At 72.2% G+C, this 14,234-nt stretch carries 10 protein-coding genes; 6 read left to right on the top strand and 4 right to left on the bottom strand.

The annotated features are described in order from the left end of the window. The first annotated feature begins 38 nt into the window (after positions 1-38). Positions 39-1,478, top strand: coding sequence for a multidrug effflux MFS transporter (locus BLV02_RS25280; RefSeq protein WP_216093952.1), 1,440 nt, complete (start codon positions 39-41; stop codon positions 1,476-1,478). A 13-nt stretch (positions 1,479-1,491) separates the two neighbouring features. Here BLV02_RS25280 and BLV02_RS25285 read toward each other — a convergent pair whose 3' ends face one another. The 3 genes from BLV02_RS25285 to BLV02_RS25295 form a co-directional block, all read right to left on the bottom strand. Next, positions 1,492-2,514, bottom strand: coding sequence for a lactonase family protein (locus BLV02_RS25285; protein ID WP_069109066.1), 1,023 nt, complete (start codon positions 2,512-2,514; stop codon positions 1,492-1,494). Positions 2,515-2,556: 42 nt separating this feature from the next. Further along, the gene (locus tag BLV02_RS25290) at positions 2,557-3,909 is read right to left on the bottom strand and encodes a GGDEF domain-containing protein (protein ID WP_216093951.1); all 1,353 of its coding nucleotides are present in this window, start codon (positions 3,907-3,909) and stop codon (positions 2,557-2,559) included. A gap of 544 nt (positions 3,910-4,453) precedes the next feature. After that, positions 4,454-5,698, bottom strand: coding sequence for an MFS transporter (locus BLV02_RS25295; protein ID WP_069109064.1), 1,245 nt, complete (start codon positions 5,696-5,698; stop codon positions 4,454-4,456). An 861-nt stretch (positions 5,699-6,559) separates the two neighbouring features. Here BLV02_RS25295 and BLV02_RS25300 point away from each other — a divergent pair. The 5 genes from BLV02_RS25300 (at position 6,560) to hutI (ending at position 13,534) form a co-directional block, all read left to right on the top strand. Further along, positions 6,560-7,270: a hypothetical protein gene (locus BLV02_RS25300; protein ID WP_069109063.1), complete on the top strand. Its 711-nt coding sequence runs from the start codon at positions 6,560-6,562 to the stop codon at positions 7,268-7,270. Further along, complete coding sequence (locus BLV02_RS25305; protein ID WP_069109062.1) at positions 7,267-9,399, top strand: Rv1355c family protein; 2,133 nt, start codon at positions 7,267-7,269, stop codon at positions 9,397-9,399. Before BLV02_RS25300 ends, BLV02_RS25305 begins: the two co-directional genes overlap by 4 nt. After that, positions 9,396-11,630: a putative bifunctional diguanylate cyclase/phosphodiesterase gene (locus BLV02_RS25310; protein WP_083288195.1), complete on the top strand. Its 2,235-nt coding sequence runs from the start codon at positions 9,396-9,398 to the stop codon at positions 11,628-11,630. Before BLV02_RS25305 ends, BLV02_RS25310 begins: the two co-directional genes overlap by 4 nt. A gap of 212 nt (positions 11,631-11,842) precedes the next feature. Beyond that, complete coding sequence (locus BLV02_RS25315) at positions 11,843-12,340, top strand: helix-turn-helix domain-containing protein (protein ID WP_069109061.1); 498 nt, start codon at positions 11,843-11,845, stop codon at positions 12,338-12,340. A gap of 21 nt (positions 12,341-12,361) precedes the next feature. Next, positions 12,362-13,534, top strand: a complete 1,173-nt coding sequence (gene hutI / locus BLV02_RS25320) for an imidazolonepropionase (RefSeq protein ID WP_069109060.1) — start codon at positions 12,362-12,364, stop codon at positions 13,532-13,534. 51 nt (positions 13,535-13,585) lie between these two features. Here the strand turns inward: hutI and BLV02_RS38090 are convergent, their stop codons facing one another. After that, complete coding sequence (locus BLV02_RS38090) at positions 13,586-14,146, bottom strand: helix-turn-helix transcriptional regulator (RefSeq protein WP_069109059.1); 561 nt, start codon at positions 14,144-14,146, stop codon at positions 13,586-13,588. Positions 14,147-14,234: the final 88 nt, after the last annotated feature.

Consider the following 14,234-nt stretch of genomic DNA (forward strand, 5'->3'; position numbering starts at 1 on the left):
TGCTCCCCTTCACGTACTACCTCTGGAAGAGGCCGCCCTTGTCTGCGCGCACTCGCGCCGTGCCGGACGCCGACGGCGTCACCGGCCTGTCCCGCAGCACGATGATCCGCCGGATCCTCGTGCTCGGCGCGCTCACCGCACTCGGACCGCTGACCATCGATCTCTACCTGCCCGCGTTCCCCGACATCGCGGGCGACCTCGGCGCCACCGAGGCCCAGGTCCAGCTGACCCTCACCGGCACGCTGCTGGGCTTCGCCGTCGGCCAGCTCATCCTCGGCCCGTGGTCCGACGCCGTCGGCCGCCGCCGTCCGCTCATCGCCGCCACGCTGACGCATGTCGTGGCCTCGCTGCTGTGCGCCGTCGCCCCCACCATCGAGGTGCTCGGGGTCTTCCGTGTCCTGCAGGGCATGGCCGCCGCGGCCGGCGCCGTCGTGTCCATGGCCGTGGTCCGCGACCTCTACACCGGCATGCCCGCCATCCGGCTGCTGTCGCGGCTGATGCTGGTCACGGGTGTCGCGCCGGTGCTGGCGCCGACGCTGGGCGGCCAGGTGCTGCAGTTCACCGACTGGCGCGGCGTCTTCTGGGTGCTGGCCGCGCTCGGCCTCGGGCTGGTCGCCGTCGTGGTGTTCGGGCTGCAGGAGACGCTGCCCGAGGACCGCCGCCGCTCCGGCGGGGTCGCCGACACCCTGCGCACCTACGGCTCGATCCTGCGCGAGCGCACGTTCGTCGGCCTCATGCTCACCGGCGGGCTGATGATGGCCGCGCTGTTCGGCTACATCGCCGGCTCGTCGTTCGTGTTCCAGGACGTGTTCGGCCTGTCCGAGCAGTCCTACGGCATCCTGTTCGGCGTCAACTCGCTCGGCCTCATCGCCGCGACGCAGCTCAACGCGCGGCTGGTGCGCCGGGTGCGGCCGCAGTGGATCCTGGCCGGCGCGCTGGTCGCCGCCTCGGGTGCCGCCGCGCTGATGGTGCTGTTCGCGGTCACCGGACTGTTCGGCATCTACGGCATCGCGGTGCCGCTGTTCGTCATCCTCACCACGGTCGGCTTCACCATGCCGAACATCCCGGTGCTGGCGCTGGCCGGGCACAGCCGCTCGGCGGGCACCGCGGCCGCGCTGCTCGGCGCCATGAACTTCGCCGTCGGCGCCGTCAGCGCGCCGCTGGTCGGGGCGTTCGGCACCGGTTCGGCGGTGCCCATGGCGGGCGTCATGTTCGCGATGTCGGTGCTCGCCGTCGGCGCGATGTTCCTGGTCGCGCGGCCGAAGCAGATCTCCGGCCTCGAGCCCGACCCGCCGATCACCGGTGAGACCCCGCCGCCGGTGGTGGTCGAGGCGCACGTGCCCGAGCCGGCCGTGGCCGGTCGCCGCGGCCGTCGCCGGCTCACCCCCGGCGGGGCGCACCGCCCGGCCGCCATGCACGACACCGTGCCGGGCCGGCCGGGCGGCCGCCGGGCGCGCCGGCAGCGCACCCGGTCCTGACCGAGTGGCCCGGTCAGCCGAACAGGATGCTGGCCGGGCTCGGCGTGCTGAGCACGTCGCCCGTGGGCTCCGGCCGGCCGGTCTGCCGGTCGATGCGGAACGACGCCAGCTGGTCGGTGAACTGGTTGGCGACGTACAGGTACTCGCCGGACGGGTCCAGCTCGAGGTCGCGCGGGTGGCCGCCGCCGCAGGGCACGTTCGCGACCAGCGCGACGTCCGGGCCGTCGACGGACAGCACGGCGATGTCGTCGACGAACCGGTTCGCGACGTAGAGGAACCGGCCGTCGGCGCCGAGCCGGATGGCCGACGGGTAGCTCGGCCCGCGGCCGTCGTCGACGTGCGTCGAGACGTCGGCGACCACCTCGGCCGTCGTCAGGTCGACGACCGTGACCGTGGAGGCCAGCTCGGTGACGACGTACGCGTACCGGCCGCGGATGACGAGGTGACGGGGGCCGGCTCCGGGCGCGACCGCGATCTCGTCCGCCAGCGACAGCCGGCCGGTGGCGTCGTCGAGGACGTACCGGTAGACGGTGTCGGTGCCGAGGTCAGCGGCGAGGACGTGGCCGCGCTCGGTGTCGGTGACGATCATGTGCGCGTGCGGGCCGTCCTGGCGGTCCGGGTCGGGTCCGCTGCCCTCGTGCCGGACGACGTGCGTGGCGTCGCCGAGCGAGCCGTCGGCGCCGATGGGGTGCACGCTCAGCGAGCCGGACCCGTAGTCGGCGGTGAGCAGGTACCGTCCGCTCGGGTGCACCGAGAGGTGGCACGGCCCGTTGCCGCCGGTCGGCCGCGGCTCGCCCAGCGGCCGCGGTGCGCCGTCGCCGACCGCCCACGCGCTGACCGCGCCGTCGTCGACCTCGTGGATCGCGTAGAGCACCCGGCCGTCGTCGGACAACGCCAGGTACATGGGGTTGCCGACGCCGCGGAGGGCCGGCTCGCCGACCGGCGTCACCACGCCCTTCTCGATGTCGGCGACGGTGATGCCTGCTGCCGGCCGGCCCTGGCCACCCGAGGTGGCGGCCCCGATGAATGCGCGCATCGGCCCATCATCCCGGAGCGGCGCCGGCGGCCCGCCCGCGGGTCAGCCGGCCGACGTCGGCGGCTCGGCCGACTGCGGCCGGGTCCGCTGCTGGGGCATCGCCGGTGTGCCGGCGGCGCTCATGCGGACGGTGTTGCGGCCGGCGTTCTTGGCCGCGTACAGCGCGGTGTCGGCGGCCAGCACCAGCTCGTCCAGGGTGGTGATGCCGGCGGCCGGGAAGACGGTGCCGCCGACCGACGCGGTGATGGTGACGCTCACGGCGTCGTCGCGCCCGGGCGGCTCGAGCACCACCGCCTGGATGCGGCGGCGGATGCGTTCGGCCACCCGCAGGACGTTGCGTTCGTCGCCGACGTCGGGCAGCGCGACCACGAACTCCTCGCCGCCCCACCGGCCGCAGGCGTCCTCGTCGCGCACCTCGGCGAGCAGTTCCGTGGCCACGGAGCGCAGCACGCGGTCGCCGAACGGGTGGCCGTAGGTGTCGTTGATCGCCTTGAAGTGGTCGAGGTCCACGATGAGCAGGCCCATGGTGCGGCCGCGGCTACGGGCCTGGGCGAGCGCCTGGTCCGCGTACTCGTGCCACCACTTGGCCGTGGTGAGGCCGGTCTTGGCGTCGAACCGGGACGCCTGCTGGTACTGGTGCACCAGGAGGCCGCGGTGCAGGGCGACCATCGCGACGACGACGCCGGGCAGTACGAACGGGTTGTTCACGACGACGGCGGCGGTGACGAGGCCGAGGCCGAGGGCGCCGGCCTCGAGGACCTGCTCGCCGATGTTGGAGAAGAGGTCCCGCGCCCGGGCGGTCGGGCTGGACAGCGCGATGGCGACCATGACCAGGCCGAGGTTGATGGCCCACCGGAGAACGCCGGCGGCCGCGATGACCCCGAACTCGGCGAGTCCTTCCAGGCTCGCCGCCCCTGGAGCTCCGGGGTAGCTCGCCATCCCGACGGCGAGCACGACGACGGCCGCCTGCGTGCCGCAGAGCACGGTGGCGCAGGAGAAGATCCACCGATGCGGCAGGCCGGGGCGCGCGTGCGGCTTGATGCGCCACCACGCGAGGGAGTACGTCAGGACCACCATCAGCGAGGCCAGCAGCGGCGGCAGCACGATGACGGCGGCGAAGCTCCAGACGGACTTCGTGTCGATGTAGCCCGAGGTGGGGCTCCGCCAGTACTCGCGCTTGCGCTCGATGTGCCGGGTCAGCTCGATCGCCAGCCACGAGCAGCCCAGCAGCACGCCGAACCGGACGAGGTCGGAACCTCCGACGGGCACGAGCACGGCCGTCGCGGAACTCACCACGATCGATGCGGCCACCACGACGAGGATCAGGATCACCAGTGGCCTGGGCAGTTGCCACAGTGACCCGTTGCGGCACCAGTTCCAGAGTCGTCGAGTCAAGCCCTTGCACCCGCCCTCAGCCGTGCAAACCGCTGTGCTTGCCGATCTTGGTGGCACAGCATATCCGAAGTGTCCGCATCTGCCCCTGGGGTAGATGCGGACAATAGGAACGTAAGTGGGACGATCCGGTTGACCTCTTGCGGGATGCAGAAAGGAAGGGAGGGCGGTCCGATGCGCGACACGACTTGGAGCTGAACCAGACCAGACCGCGACGTGACCAGTGAGCGAGTGAGGGGAGGGCCGGGCTGATGCGTGACACGACCTGGAGCTGAACCGGACCTGATCCCGGACGAACGAGGGTGTGGAGGGAGGACCGTCCGATGCGCGACACCACCTGGAGCTGAACCGGACCGGACCACCGCGTGACGAGCGAGCGAGTGAGGGGAGGGCCGGGCTGATGCGTGACACGACCTGGAGCTGAACCGGACCTGATCCCGGACGAACGAGGGTGTGGAGGGAGGACCGTCCGATGCGCGACACCACCTGGAGCTGACACCGTCCCCCGTCTGACGGTGTGGTCGACGGCGCGTCCGGCGAGCCGTGGTCATCGGCTGGGTCCTGACGCGCGGCGCGGCGTGCTGGCTGGTCCGAGACGGGACCACCGCACGGCGGCGGCGGTTGCGGCGAGCGTGCCCAGCACCGCCGCGACGGCGATCACGGTCGATGGCGCGACGAGCTGAGCGAAGATCCCTGCTGCGACGATGGCGACGCCCTGCGCTGCGCGCAGCGCTGCGATGGCGAGGCCGACGGCCTGGCCGCGCAGGTGCGGCGGCGTCGCCTCGACGTATGCGGCCTGCGTGATCATGTCGTGCGCGGAGAACAGCCCGCTCAGCGTCCACAGCACCACCGCGGCGGCCAGGCCCGGCGCCCACGGGGTGGGGATGAGGATCGCGCTGCTCGCGACCGCGAGCGGGCCCATCAGCACGAGCCGGCGGTCGACCCGCACCCGTCGCAGGACGAGCATCCCCAGGAACGTGCCCACCGGATTGGCCGCGAGCAGCCAGCCGACCGCGGCGGAGCCGGCGCCGAGTTCGGTCGCGTACGGGACGGCGAGCCCTTCCGGCACGACGTAGAAGCCCGAACAGCAGGCGATGGCGAGCAATGTGAGCAGCCGCGGGTCGCGCGCCACGCCATGCCAGCCGGCCCGGATGGTCGCCCATTGCCCGGGAGCGGCGCTGCGCGAACCCGCGGTGAGTGCGGCGGGACGATGCGGGCTGAGGCCGTGGGCGATCAGCAGCGCCGACAGAGCGAACGTGGCCGCGTTGATGAGCAGCGCCGTGTGCACGCCGAACTCGGCCACCAGCGCCGCCGCGGCGCCGAACCCGACGACGAGTGAGGCCTGGTAGGTCATCGAGATGATCCCCAGCCCCAGCATCAGCCGGTCGCCGCTCAGGATGTCCGGCAGCGCCGCCTGTCGCGCGGCCGAGAACGGCGCCGTCAGCAACTGCACCACGGCCAGCAGGCACACCTGCCCGGCCAGCGGGACGCCGGGGATCGCCATCGCCGCCACCAGCGCCGCCCGCGCGAGGTCGGCGGCCACCATGACGTCGCGGCGCGGGAACCGGTCGGCCAGTCCGGCCAGGGTCGCGCCGCCGACGAGGTCCGGGAGGTACGTCAGCGCGTAGGTGAGCGCGGCGAGTCCGGCCGACTCCGTCCGGTCGAACACCAGCAGGGTCAGCGCCACGCGCGCGAGCTGGTCGCCGATGACGGAGAGCAGGTGCGCCAGCCACAGCCAGCGGAACTCCGCCACGCCCAGGACGTGGCGGTAGGTGGCCGGCGACGTAGACATTTCCGGAGAAGTCTGACCGGTCTGATGACGACGGGCAAGGTCGTGATCACGATGCGTCACGGCGCATCCGCGCGGCCGTCGTCGCCGGTGACGAGGGTCGTCGCGGGTGAGCCGTACCTTGCGAGGAAGTTCGGCGGCCAATTGAGTGGGCACCGGAGTGGCGTTCGGAATAACACCGCCGGATCGCTGGGAAAATCGCGCGTTTCGGTTCCGCGGAATCGTCGCGCAGCGTTATCGTCCGGAGCGGCGGCGGCCATCGCCGACGTGCGTTGTTCGGGGCGGCAGGCCGCTGAGCTGCGAAGCAGTGACGTAGCGTAAGTTTTTGATCACTGAGCGTCACGCTCCGGCACAAGATCGAACCGCTACTCTCCGTCACATTTTGTTACGCAAAGTAGTTGTTGCGAGATCGGTTTTCCCTGTCTATTCTTCTAAACATCCGCACCGGCAAATAGGTGCTCCAGTCCAATACGTTGGATTGGTCGCGAGGGACGGGGATGTCACGGAAGTGGCGCCTCGCGGCCGGGAAGCATCGGAGGTGCGATTCACGACCTCGAGTCGTGACCTTGGACCGGTACGGCCCTCCGCCCTGCACAGGCCGTGCCGTGAAAAGGGGACGTGGTGCGCGCGTCCGGGGACGTTCGCACCACGTCCCAAACGGGGCGGCGGCAGGTTTCCGCGGGCTGGTCCTGCCGCCGCAATGTGGAGACGCGGCGGGTCTGTTGGGGGGCAGGCACCCGTCGCGTTCTCCATTCCGGCGTCGCCCTCGCGCCGAGTCGGGCATTATGACATCTATAGCGTGAACGGCGCATACGGTACAGATATGACAGACCGGACGGAGCCGTGAAGCCAGGTGTGGATGCCATGACCACCAGCCCCCTCAAATCCGCCGCCCGCGAGTTGTACGGGTTCCGTGACGACGTCTCGGGCATGACGATGCGCTTCTATACGCCGGCCCAGGGGTTCGGCCACTGGACCACCTACGCCGACGGCGCCCGCGCCAGTTACCAGCGCTACCGGGTCGAGCAGGCCCTGACGCTGCCCGCGGTCACCGACGAGTCCGAGGCGCCGGTGTTCGCCATCACGTCCGACGACAGCGGGAAGGTCTGGGCCGGCTGGTACGTCAACGGCCCGCTGCGCAGCATGCGCGACGCGTACGCGCCCCGCGAGTTCGCCAGCGAACCGGTGTCGGCCTCGCTGGTCAGCGACTGGATCGAGGCCGCTCTGCCCGAGGGCGTCATCGAGCTCAAGGGCGCCTGGGTCGATCCCGCGTCGGAGCACAAGTCGGCGCTGGCCGACCTCACGTCGCGGGCGTTCCTGCACGCCATGCGGGTGCTCGGCGTCCGTTACGCGTACTGCTCGGCGGCCGAGCACGCGGCGTCGCGCTGGTTCAACTCCGGCGCCGAGGAGTTGCCCGGCATCATCCCGGCCCGCTACCCCGACGACCGCTACCGCACGACGATGCTGACGTGGGACGGCGCGACGGCCATCGAGCGCGCCACCGACGAGCAGCGCCGGCTGTTCGAGAACGAATGCCGCACTGCGACGGGCACGGAGGTTCCGGGCGCACGATGACCGATGCCGTGAACGGGGCCGGCTGGCGCCCGGAGCTGGTGACCGACCCCGAACGACTGGCCGCCCTGCGTGCCGACCCCGCGGTGCAGGTGGCCGACACCCTCGGGCAGCAGCAGCGTGACCTCGCCCGGTTGCTCTCCGCGGCACCGCCGGAGGTCGCCGGCGAGCCGGCGCGGTGGTTCTACTACCCCTGGCGGCGCACCCTGGTGCAGCTGCTCGGGCCCGAGGCCTTCCACCGGCTGCGCACCGACCGCAACCGCAACAAGATCACCGCCGAGGAGCAGCAGCGGCTGCGCCGGCTCTCCGTCGGCGTCGCCGGCCTCAGCGTCGGCCATGCCATCGCGCACACGCTGGCGCTCGAGGGCAGCTGCGGTCACATCCGGCTGGCCGACTTCGACGAGATCGAGCTGTCCAACCTCAACCGCATCCCGGGGACGGTCTTCGACCTCGGCGTGAACAAGGCGGTCGTGGTGGCCCGCCGCATCGCCGAGCTGGACCCGTACATCGAGGTGAGCATCGAACCCGCCGGCCTCACGCTGGAGACCGTCGACCGCTTCCTCGACGGCCTGGACGTCGTCGTCGAGGAGTGCGACTCCTTCGACGTGAAGCTGGCCCTGCGCGACGGCGCGCGGCGGCACCGGCTGCCGCTCGTCATGGAGACCAGCGACCGCGGCCTGCTCGACGTCGAGCGCTACGACCTCGAGCCGGACCGGCCGCTGTTCCACGGCCTGCTCGGCGACGCCCGCCCGGCCGACCTCATGGGCCTGTCGACGCACGACAAGGTCCCGTACGTGCTGCGGGTGCTCGAGCCGGGCGAGCTGTCGGCGTCGATGGCCGCGTCGATGACCGAGGTCGACGAGACCCTGAACACCTGGCCGCAGCTGGGCGGCGACATCACGCTGGGCGCCGCCACGGTGGCCGCCGCCGTCCGCAAGCTCGGCCTGGGCGCGCCCGTGCGGTCGGGACGGGTCCGGGTCGACCTCGACGCCGTGCTGTCCGAGCTGGCCGACCCGCCGCCGGCCGCCGACGCCGACTTCGGCGCCGACCTCGTCGTCGACCCCGAGCCCGCGCCGACCCTGCCGCGCGCCACCGTCGTGCACGCCGCGCGGCTGGCGCCGTCGGGCGGCAACACCCAGCCCTGGGCGTTCACGCTCAGCTCCGAAGGGTTGGCCATCGACCTCGACCGCACGCAGACGTCCACGCTGGACGTCGCCTTCCGCGGCAGCCACGTCGCCATCGGGGCGGCGCTGTTCAACGCCCGGGTCGCGGCCGCCCGGCACGGGCTGCTCGGCGCCGTCGAGATCCCCGCCGACGGCGACCACGTGGCGACCCTGCGGTTCGGCAGTGGCACCGACCCGGAGCTGGCCGGCCTGTACGACGCCATGCTGCGGCGGGTCTCGAACCGGCACTTCAACGGGCCCGCGCCGCTGCCGCCGGAGACGACGGACGTGCTGCGGGCGGCCGCCGCGGCCGAGGACGGCGACGTCCACCTCGTCACCGGGCGCGAGCCGCTGCGCCAGCTGGCCGAGCTGCTGGGCGAGTCCGACCGGCTGCGCTACCTCACCGAGCATCTGCACCGGGAGATGATGCGCGAGCTGCGCTGGCCCGGCGTCGACGCGCTCGACTGGGGCATCGACGTGCGGACGCTCGAGCTGGACCGCTCCGACCTCGCGAAACTGGGCGTGGCGCGGCGGTCCGACGTCATGGCGGTGCTCGCCGAGCAGGACCTCGGCCGGGCGCTCGGCGAGTCCACCCGCGATCGCGTCGAGGCCGCCGCCGGGCTGGCGGTCGTCTCTGTCGCGGGGTCGTCGCCGGCCGACTACGTGCGCGGAGGCCAGGCCGTCGAGCGGGTCTGGATCGAGGCCGAGCGGCTCGGTCTCGCGGTCCACCCGATGTCGCCGGTGTTCATCTTCGGCGTCGACGACGCCGATTTCGAGGAACTGTCGCCGCGGTACTCCGACCGGCTTCGTCGCTTGCGCGACGATTTCGCCGGGATCGTCGGACTTGGGCGAAGGCACGTCGCACTGGTGATGCGGATCGGATACGCTCCTAGCGTCAGCGTCCGGAGCCGCCGCCTGTCTGCCGACCGCACCGTTCGGGACGCCCTGGAGGCAGGGAGAAATCTATGAAGATGGACCCGGAGACGATCCAGCCGCTCCTCGAGGCGCTGGCTCGGGCCACGGATTCCATCTCGGCCGACGTGCTCGCCGTCGACGGCGGCATGCCGATGGTGTCGTGGGGAAGCGCCGCCGCGGCCGGGGTCGGGGGCAAAGACCTCACCGCCATGCGCGACGCCATCCGCGCCGCCACCACCGAGGTCGCCGGCCGGGCCGGCACCGAGCCGGTCGAGAGCACCACGCCGGCCGGCCACGCCGTCCTCGCCGTCAAGGTGGCCTACCGCGACTTCGTCGGCGCCATCTGCCTGGTGCGGATCGACGGCACCCCGTACGGCGTGAAGGACCGCGAGCTGATGTCGGTCTCCGGCCAGCTGTGCACGGCCGTCATGGAGGCCGGCGAGATCACCGACCAGCACGGCCGGCTCGACGCCCTCGTCACCTACGTCGCCGCCGAGCTGATGGGCGTCACCGCTCGCGACCTCGCCGAGACCCTGTTCAGGGTCATCAGCGAGCTGGGCCGCTACTTCGGCGCCGACACCTGCTTCCTGCGGCACAACGACCCGGGGCTGCAGGCCAGCGTGCTGGTCGACGAATGGCCGCGACGGGTGGACGTTCCCGATCCCGACCCGCTCGGCATCGTGCCGTGGGACACCGACGACCCGATCTTCTCGATGGTCCGCGACCAACGCGAGCCGTTCATCACCCGCCCGGCCGACGGCCAGCTCGGCTACCAGGAACGCGTCCGCGCCGGTTCCGGCGTGCCCGAGGTCTCGCTGGCGACGGTGCCGCTCATCCACGACGACACCACCCGGGGTGTGCTCGGCCTCATCCACTTCGGCGACCGCATCTGGACCCGCCCCGAGGTGCGCGCGCTGCGCGCCATCGCCTCGCTGCTGGTGCAGCTCGACGCCCGGGTCGCGGCCGAAGAGAGCCTGCACCACCACGCGTACCACGACGAGCTGACCGGGCTGTGGAATCGCCGGGCGTTCGTCGAAGACCTCAACGCCGTGCTGGAGGCCGATCCCCGGGCTCCGCTCGCGGTGCTCTTCGCCGACATGGATCGGCTGAAGACGGTCAACGACGTGCTGGGTCACACCGTCGGCGACAGCTTCATCCAGGCCGTCGCGGAACGGCTGCGCGACTCCGTCCGCCCGAACGACGTGGTCGCACGGCTGGCGGGCGACGAGTTCGTCATCGTGCTGCACGAGATCGGGTCGACGTCCGCCGCCGAGCGGGCCGCCCGGCGCATTCTGGACCGCGTCGCCGAGCCGCTCGAGGTCGGTGGCCACGCCATCAGCCGCAGCGCCAGCATCGGCGTCGTGGTCAACGGGGACATGCCCAGCACGGTCGACGAGCTGCTCGGCAACGCCGATGTCGCGCTGCTCGAGGCCAAAGAGCGTGGTGGAGACTCCGTAGTGGTGTTCAACGACGACCTACGATCCAAGCTCCTCGTCCGCGCCGATCTCGAGCTGCGGCTGCGCTCCGCCATCAGCAACAACGAGATGCGGCTGTACTTCCAGCCCGAGTTCGACCTCCGCGACGGCCGCATGACCGGCGTCGAGGCACTGGTGCGCTGGCAGCACCCGGAGCGCGGGCTGCTGGCGGCCGACGCCTTCATCTCCGTCGTCGAAGAGATCAACCTCTCCGCCGAGCTGGGCCGCTGGGTGCTCGAGGAGGCGTGCCGGCAGCTCGCGGCGTGGAAGCGCACGTCGCCGGTGCCGCCGCCGCTGGTCCGGGTGAACATCTCCGCCGGCGAGCTGATCAGCGCCGACTTCGTCGGCTTCGTCGCCACCCTGCTGAGCCGGTACGGCCTGGCGCCGGCCGAGCTGGGCATCGAGATCACCGAGAGCACGGTGATGCGCGAGATCGACGACGTCCAGACCACCCTCAACGGGCTGCGCGGGCTGGGTGTCACGCTCGCCATCGACGACTTCGGCACCGGGTACAGCTCGCTGGCCCAGCTGAAGCAGCTCCCGGTCGACATCCTGAAGATCGACCGCAGCTTCGTCTCGGCACTGGCCGAGAGCAGTGGCGATCGCGCCATCGTCGCCGCGATCGTCCGGCTCGCCGAGGCGTTCAACCTGACCACCGTGGCCGAGGGAGTCGAGGACCCAGCGGCGGTCACGACCCTGCTCGACCTCGGCTGTTACCGCGCGCAGGGGTTCTTCATGTCCAAGCCGCTGCCTGCCCAGGTGGTGCTGGAGCAGGCCCGCAACCCAGGAGTCCCGCTTCGCATGGTGTGACGTGGAACACGTGCCGTTGGCGTGTCCTCGCCTGACCTCCTAGCATGCCAGCTGAACAAAGTCTCGGACGGCCGGTGATCAATCGGCCACGAATGCCCGGTATTCTCTGATCTGTCCCGGGCGTTGTCCGGGACCCTGCCAGGGGGGCGGCGCAGGCGTGCTGGTGCGGGCGGATCAGTACGGAGGACGAGGCACCTTTGGGGAGTTCGACGATGAACGACGGCAGTCCGGACTCGACGGAGGAGGACTTCGCGAAGGTCGTGGGCGCTCGGTTGCGCGCGTTGCGCAAGCGCCGGCGGCTCTCGCTCCAGGCCGTCGAGGAGAAGTCCGGTGGCCGGCTGCGCGCTGTCGTGGTCGGCTCTTACGAACGCGGTGACCGCGTGGCGTCGATCCGGCGCATCGCAGAGCTCGCCGAGTTCTACGGCGTCCCGGTCGACACGCTGGTGTCCGACGGCGCCCGGTCCCGTATCCCGACGCAGGAGGGCAAGCTGGTCCTCGATCTCGACGCGCTGCGCAACGCACCGCCCGAGGCCGAGCGGCTGGCCACCTTCGTCGCGTCCATCCAGCGGCAGCGCAACGACTTCGGCAGCCCGGTGCTGACCATCCGGTCCGAGGACATCTCGCTGGCCGCACTGCTCTACGAGATCCCGCCGGCCGAACTACGCGAGAAGCTCGTCGCGTGGGGCGTCCTGGCCGCCAGTTCCGCCTGAGCCGCAGGCTAGGCTCACGTCGTGGCGACCACTCTCCTCGACGGTATCGGGCTGCTGGTCACGAACGACCCCGCGTACGGTGACGGTTCGCCGCTCGGCGAGATCTCCGGCGCCGCCCTGATCGCCGACTCCGGTGGTCAGGTCCTCTGGGTGGGCCCGGCCCCCGCCGCACCCAGCGCCGACTCCCGTATCGACCTCGACGGCCGCTGCGTCGTGCCCGGCTTCGTCGACAGCCACGCCCACCTCGTCTTCGCCGGCGACCGCTCGGCCGAGTTCGCCGCGCGCATGACCGGCCAGCCGTACGCCGCCGGCGGCATCCGCACGACCGTCGCCGCCACGCGGGCCGCCCCCGACGAGCAGCTCGCCCTCAACCTCGCCCGCCTGGTGCTGGAGATGCGCCGGCAGGGCACCACCACCGTCGAGATCAAGAGCGGCTACGGCCTGACGGTGGCCGACGAAGCCCGCGCCCTGGCGCTCGCGGCGGAGCACACCGACGAGACCACCTACCTCGGCGCGCACGTCGTCCCGGCCGAGTACGCGTCCGACCCCGGGGCCTACGTCGACCTCGTCACCGGCCCCATGCTCGACGCCTGCGCGCCGCACGCCCGCTGGATCGACGTGTTCTGCGAGAAGGGCGCGTTCGACGCCGACGCCGCCCGCGCGGTGCTGACGGCCGGCCTCGGCCGCGGGCTGGGCGCGCGGATGCACGCCAACCAGCTGGGTCGGGGCCCGGGGGTCCAGCTGGCCTGCGAGCTGGGCGCCGCCAGCGCCGACCACTGCACCTTCCTCGACGACGCCGACGTCGCCGCGCTGGCCGGTTCCGGCACCGTCGCCACGTTGCTGCCGGGCGTGGAGTTCTCTACCCGCTCGCCGTACCCCGACGCCCGCCGGCTGCTGGCCGCCGGCGCCACCGTCGCGCTGGCCACCGACTGCAACCCCGGCTCCTGCTTCACGTCCTCGATGCCGTTCTGCATCGCGCTGGCGGTCCGCGAGATGCGCATGACGCCGGCCGAGGCGCTCTGGTCGGCGACGGCCGGCGGCGCGGCGGCCCTGCGCCGCGCCGACGTCGGGCGGTTGTCGCCCGGCGCCCGCGCCGACCTCGCCGTGCTCGACGCACCCTCGTACGTCCACCTCGCCTACCGGCCGGGGGTGCCGCAGATCGCCGACACCTGGGTCGGCGGCCGGCCGGTCTAGGATGGGTCTCCCGGGTCTCGGCCGTAGCGAGCGGCGGAGACACACCCTCGATCAGACGCGAGCATCGTCGCGCAGGTAGGCGACGACCGCCGCGACCCGGCGGTCGGTGCTGCCGCGCTCGGCGCCGAGCTTGGCGAAGATGCGGCCGATGTGCTTGCGTACGGTCGCCTCGCTGACGAACAGCCGGCCCGCGATGGCGGCGTTGGTCAGGCCCTCGGCCATCAGCTCGAGCACCTCGCGCTCGCGCGGCGTGAGGGTGGCCACGAAGGCGGACGGGGCCGGCTCGGTGCGTGCCGGCGCCGGGGCGGCCGACCGGCGCACGAGGTCCAGCTGGGCCCGGCCGAGCCGCGCGAACACGTACAGCTCGGCGGTCAGCAGGGCCGCTCCGGGCAGCACCGTGAGCCAGGCCTCGCCGCTGGTGTCGATCAGCCAGAGGCCGAGATCGATCTGATCGGCGGGGACGAGAGCGGGCGCCGCCATGAGGATGGCGGGCAGCATGGCGGCGACCGTCACGACGACGATGTCGACCACCGCGAGCGCGGCCGCGAGCAGGAGGGTGGCCGGTAGCGGCAGCGCACGGTGCGCCGCCAGGGCGCCGGCTGTCGAAGTCATGGCTTCACCGTACGGGGTGGCGTGCGCGCTACCCCGTGGACGAGAGCGGATGTCTCGTCCACGCCCATACCCGAACCGGCGTCGCCCG

This window comes from Jiangella alba, assembly GCF_900106035.1.
Lineage (GTDB): Bacteria > Actinomycetota > Actinomycetes > Jiangellales > Jiangellaceae > Jiangella > Jiangella alba.

Bases quoted from the DNA above. Each gene is read 5' to 3' on its own strand.
- BLV02_RS25310 (WP_083288195.1), top strand. From the start codon at position 9,396: ATGAAGATGGACCCGGAGACGATCCAGCCGCTCCTCGAGGCGCTGGCT.
- BLV02_RS25295 (WP_069109064.1), bottom strand. From the start codon at position 5,698: ATGTCTACGTCGCCGGCCACCTACCGCCACGTCCTGGGCGTGGCGGAG.
- BLV02_RS25300 (WP_069109063.1), top strand. From the start codon at position 6,560: ATGACCACCAGCCCCCTCAAATCCGCCGCCCGCGAGTTGTACGGGTTC.
- BLV02_RS25315 (WP_069109061.1), top strand. From the start codon at position 11,843: ATGAACGACGGCAGTCCGGACTCGACGGAGGAGGACTTCGCGAAGGTC.
- BLV02_RS25305 (WP_069109062.1), top strand. From the start codon at position 7,267: ATGACCGATGCCGTGAACGGGGCCGGCTGGCGCCCGGAGCTGGTGACC.
- BLV02_RS25285 (WP_069109066.1), bottom strand. From the start codon at position 2,514: ATGCGCGCATTCATCGGGGCCGCCACCTCGGGTGGCCAGGGCCGGCCG.
- BLV02_RS38090 (WP_069109059.1), bottom strand. From the start codon at position 14,146: ATGACTTCGACAGCCGGCGCCCTGGCGGCGCACCGTGCGCTGCCGCTA.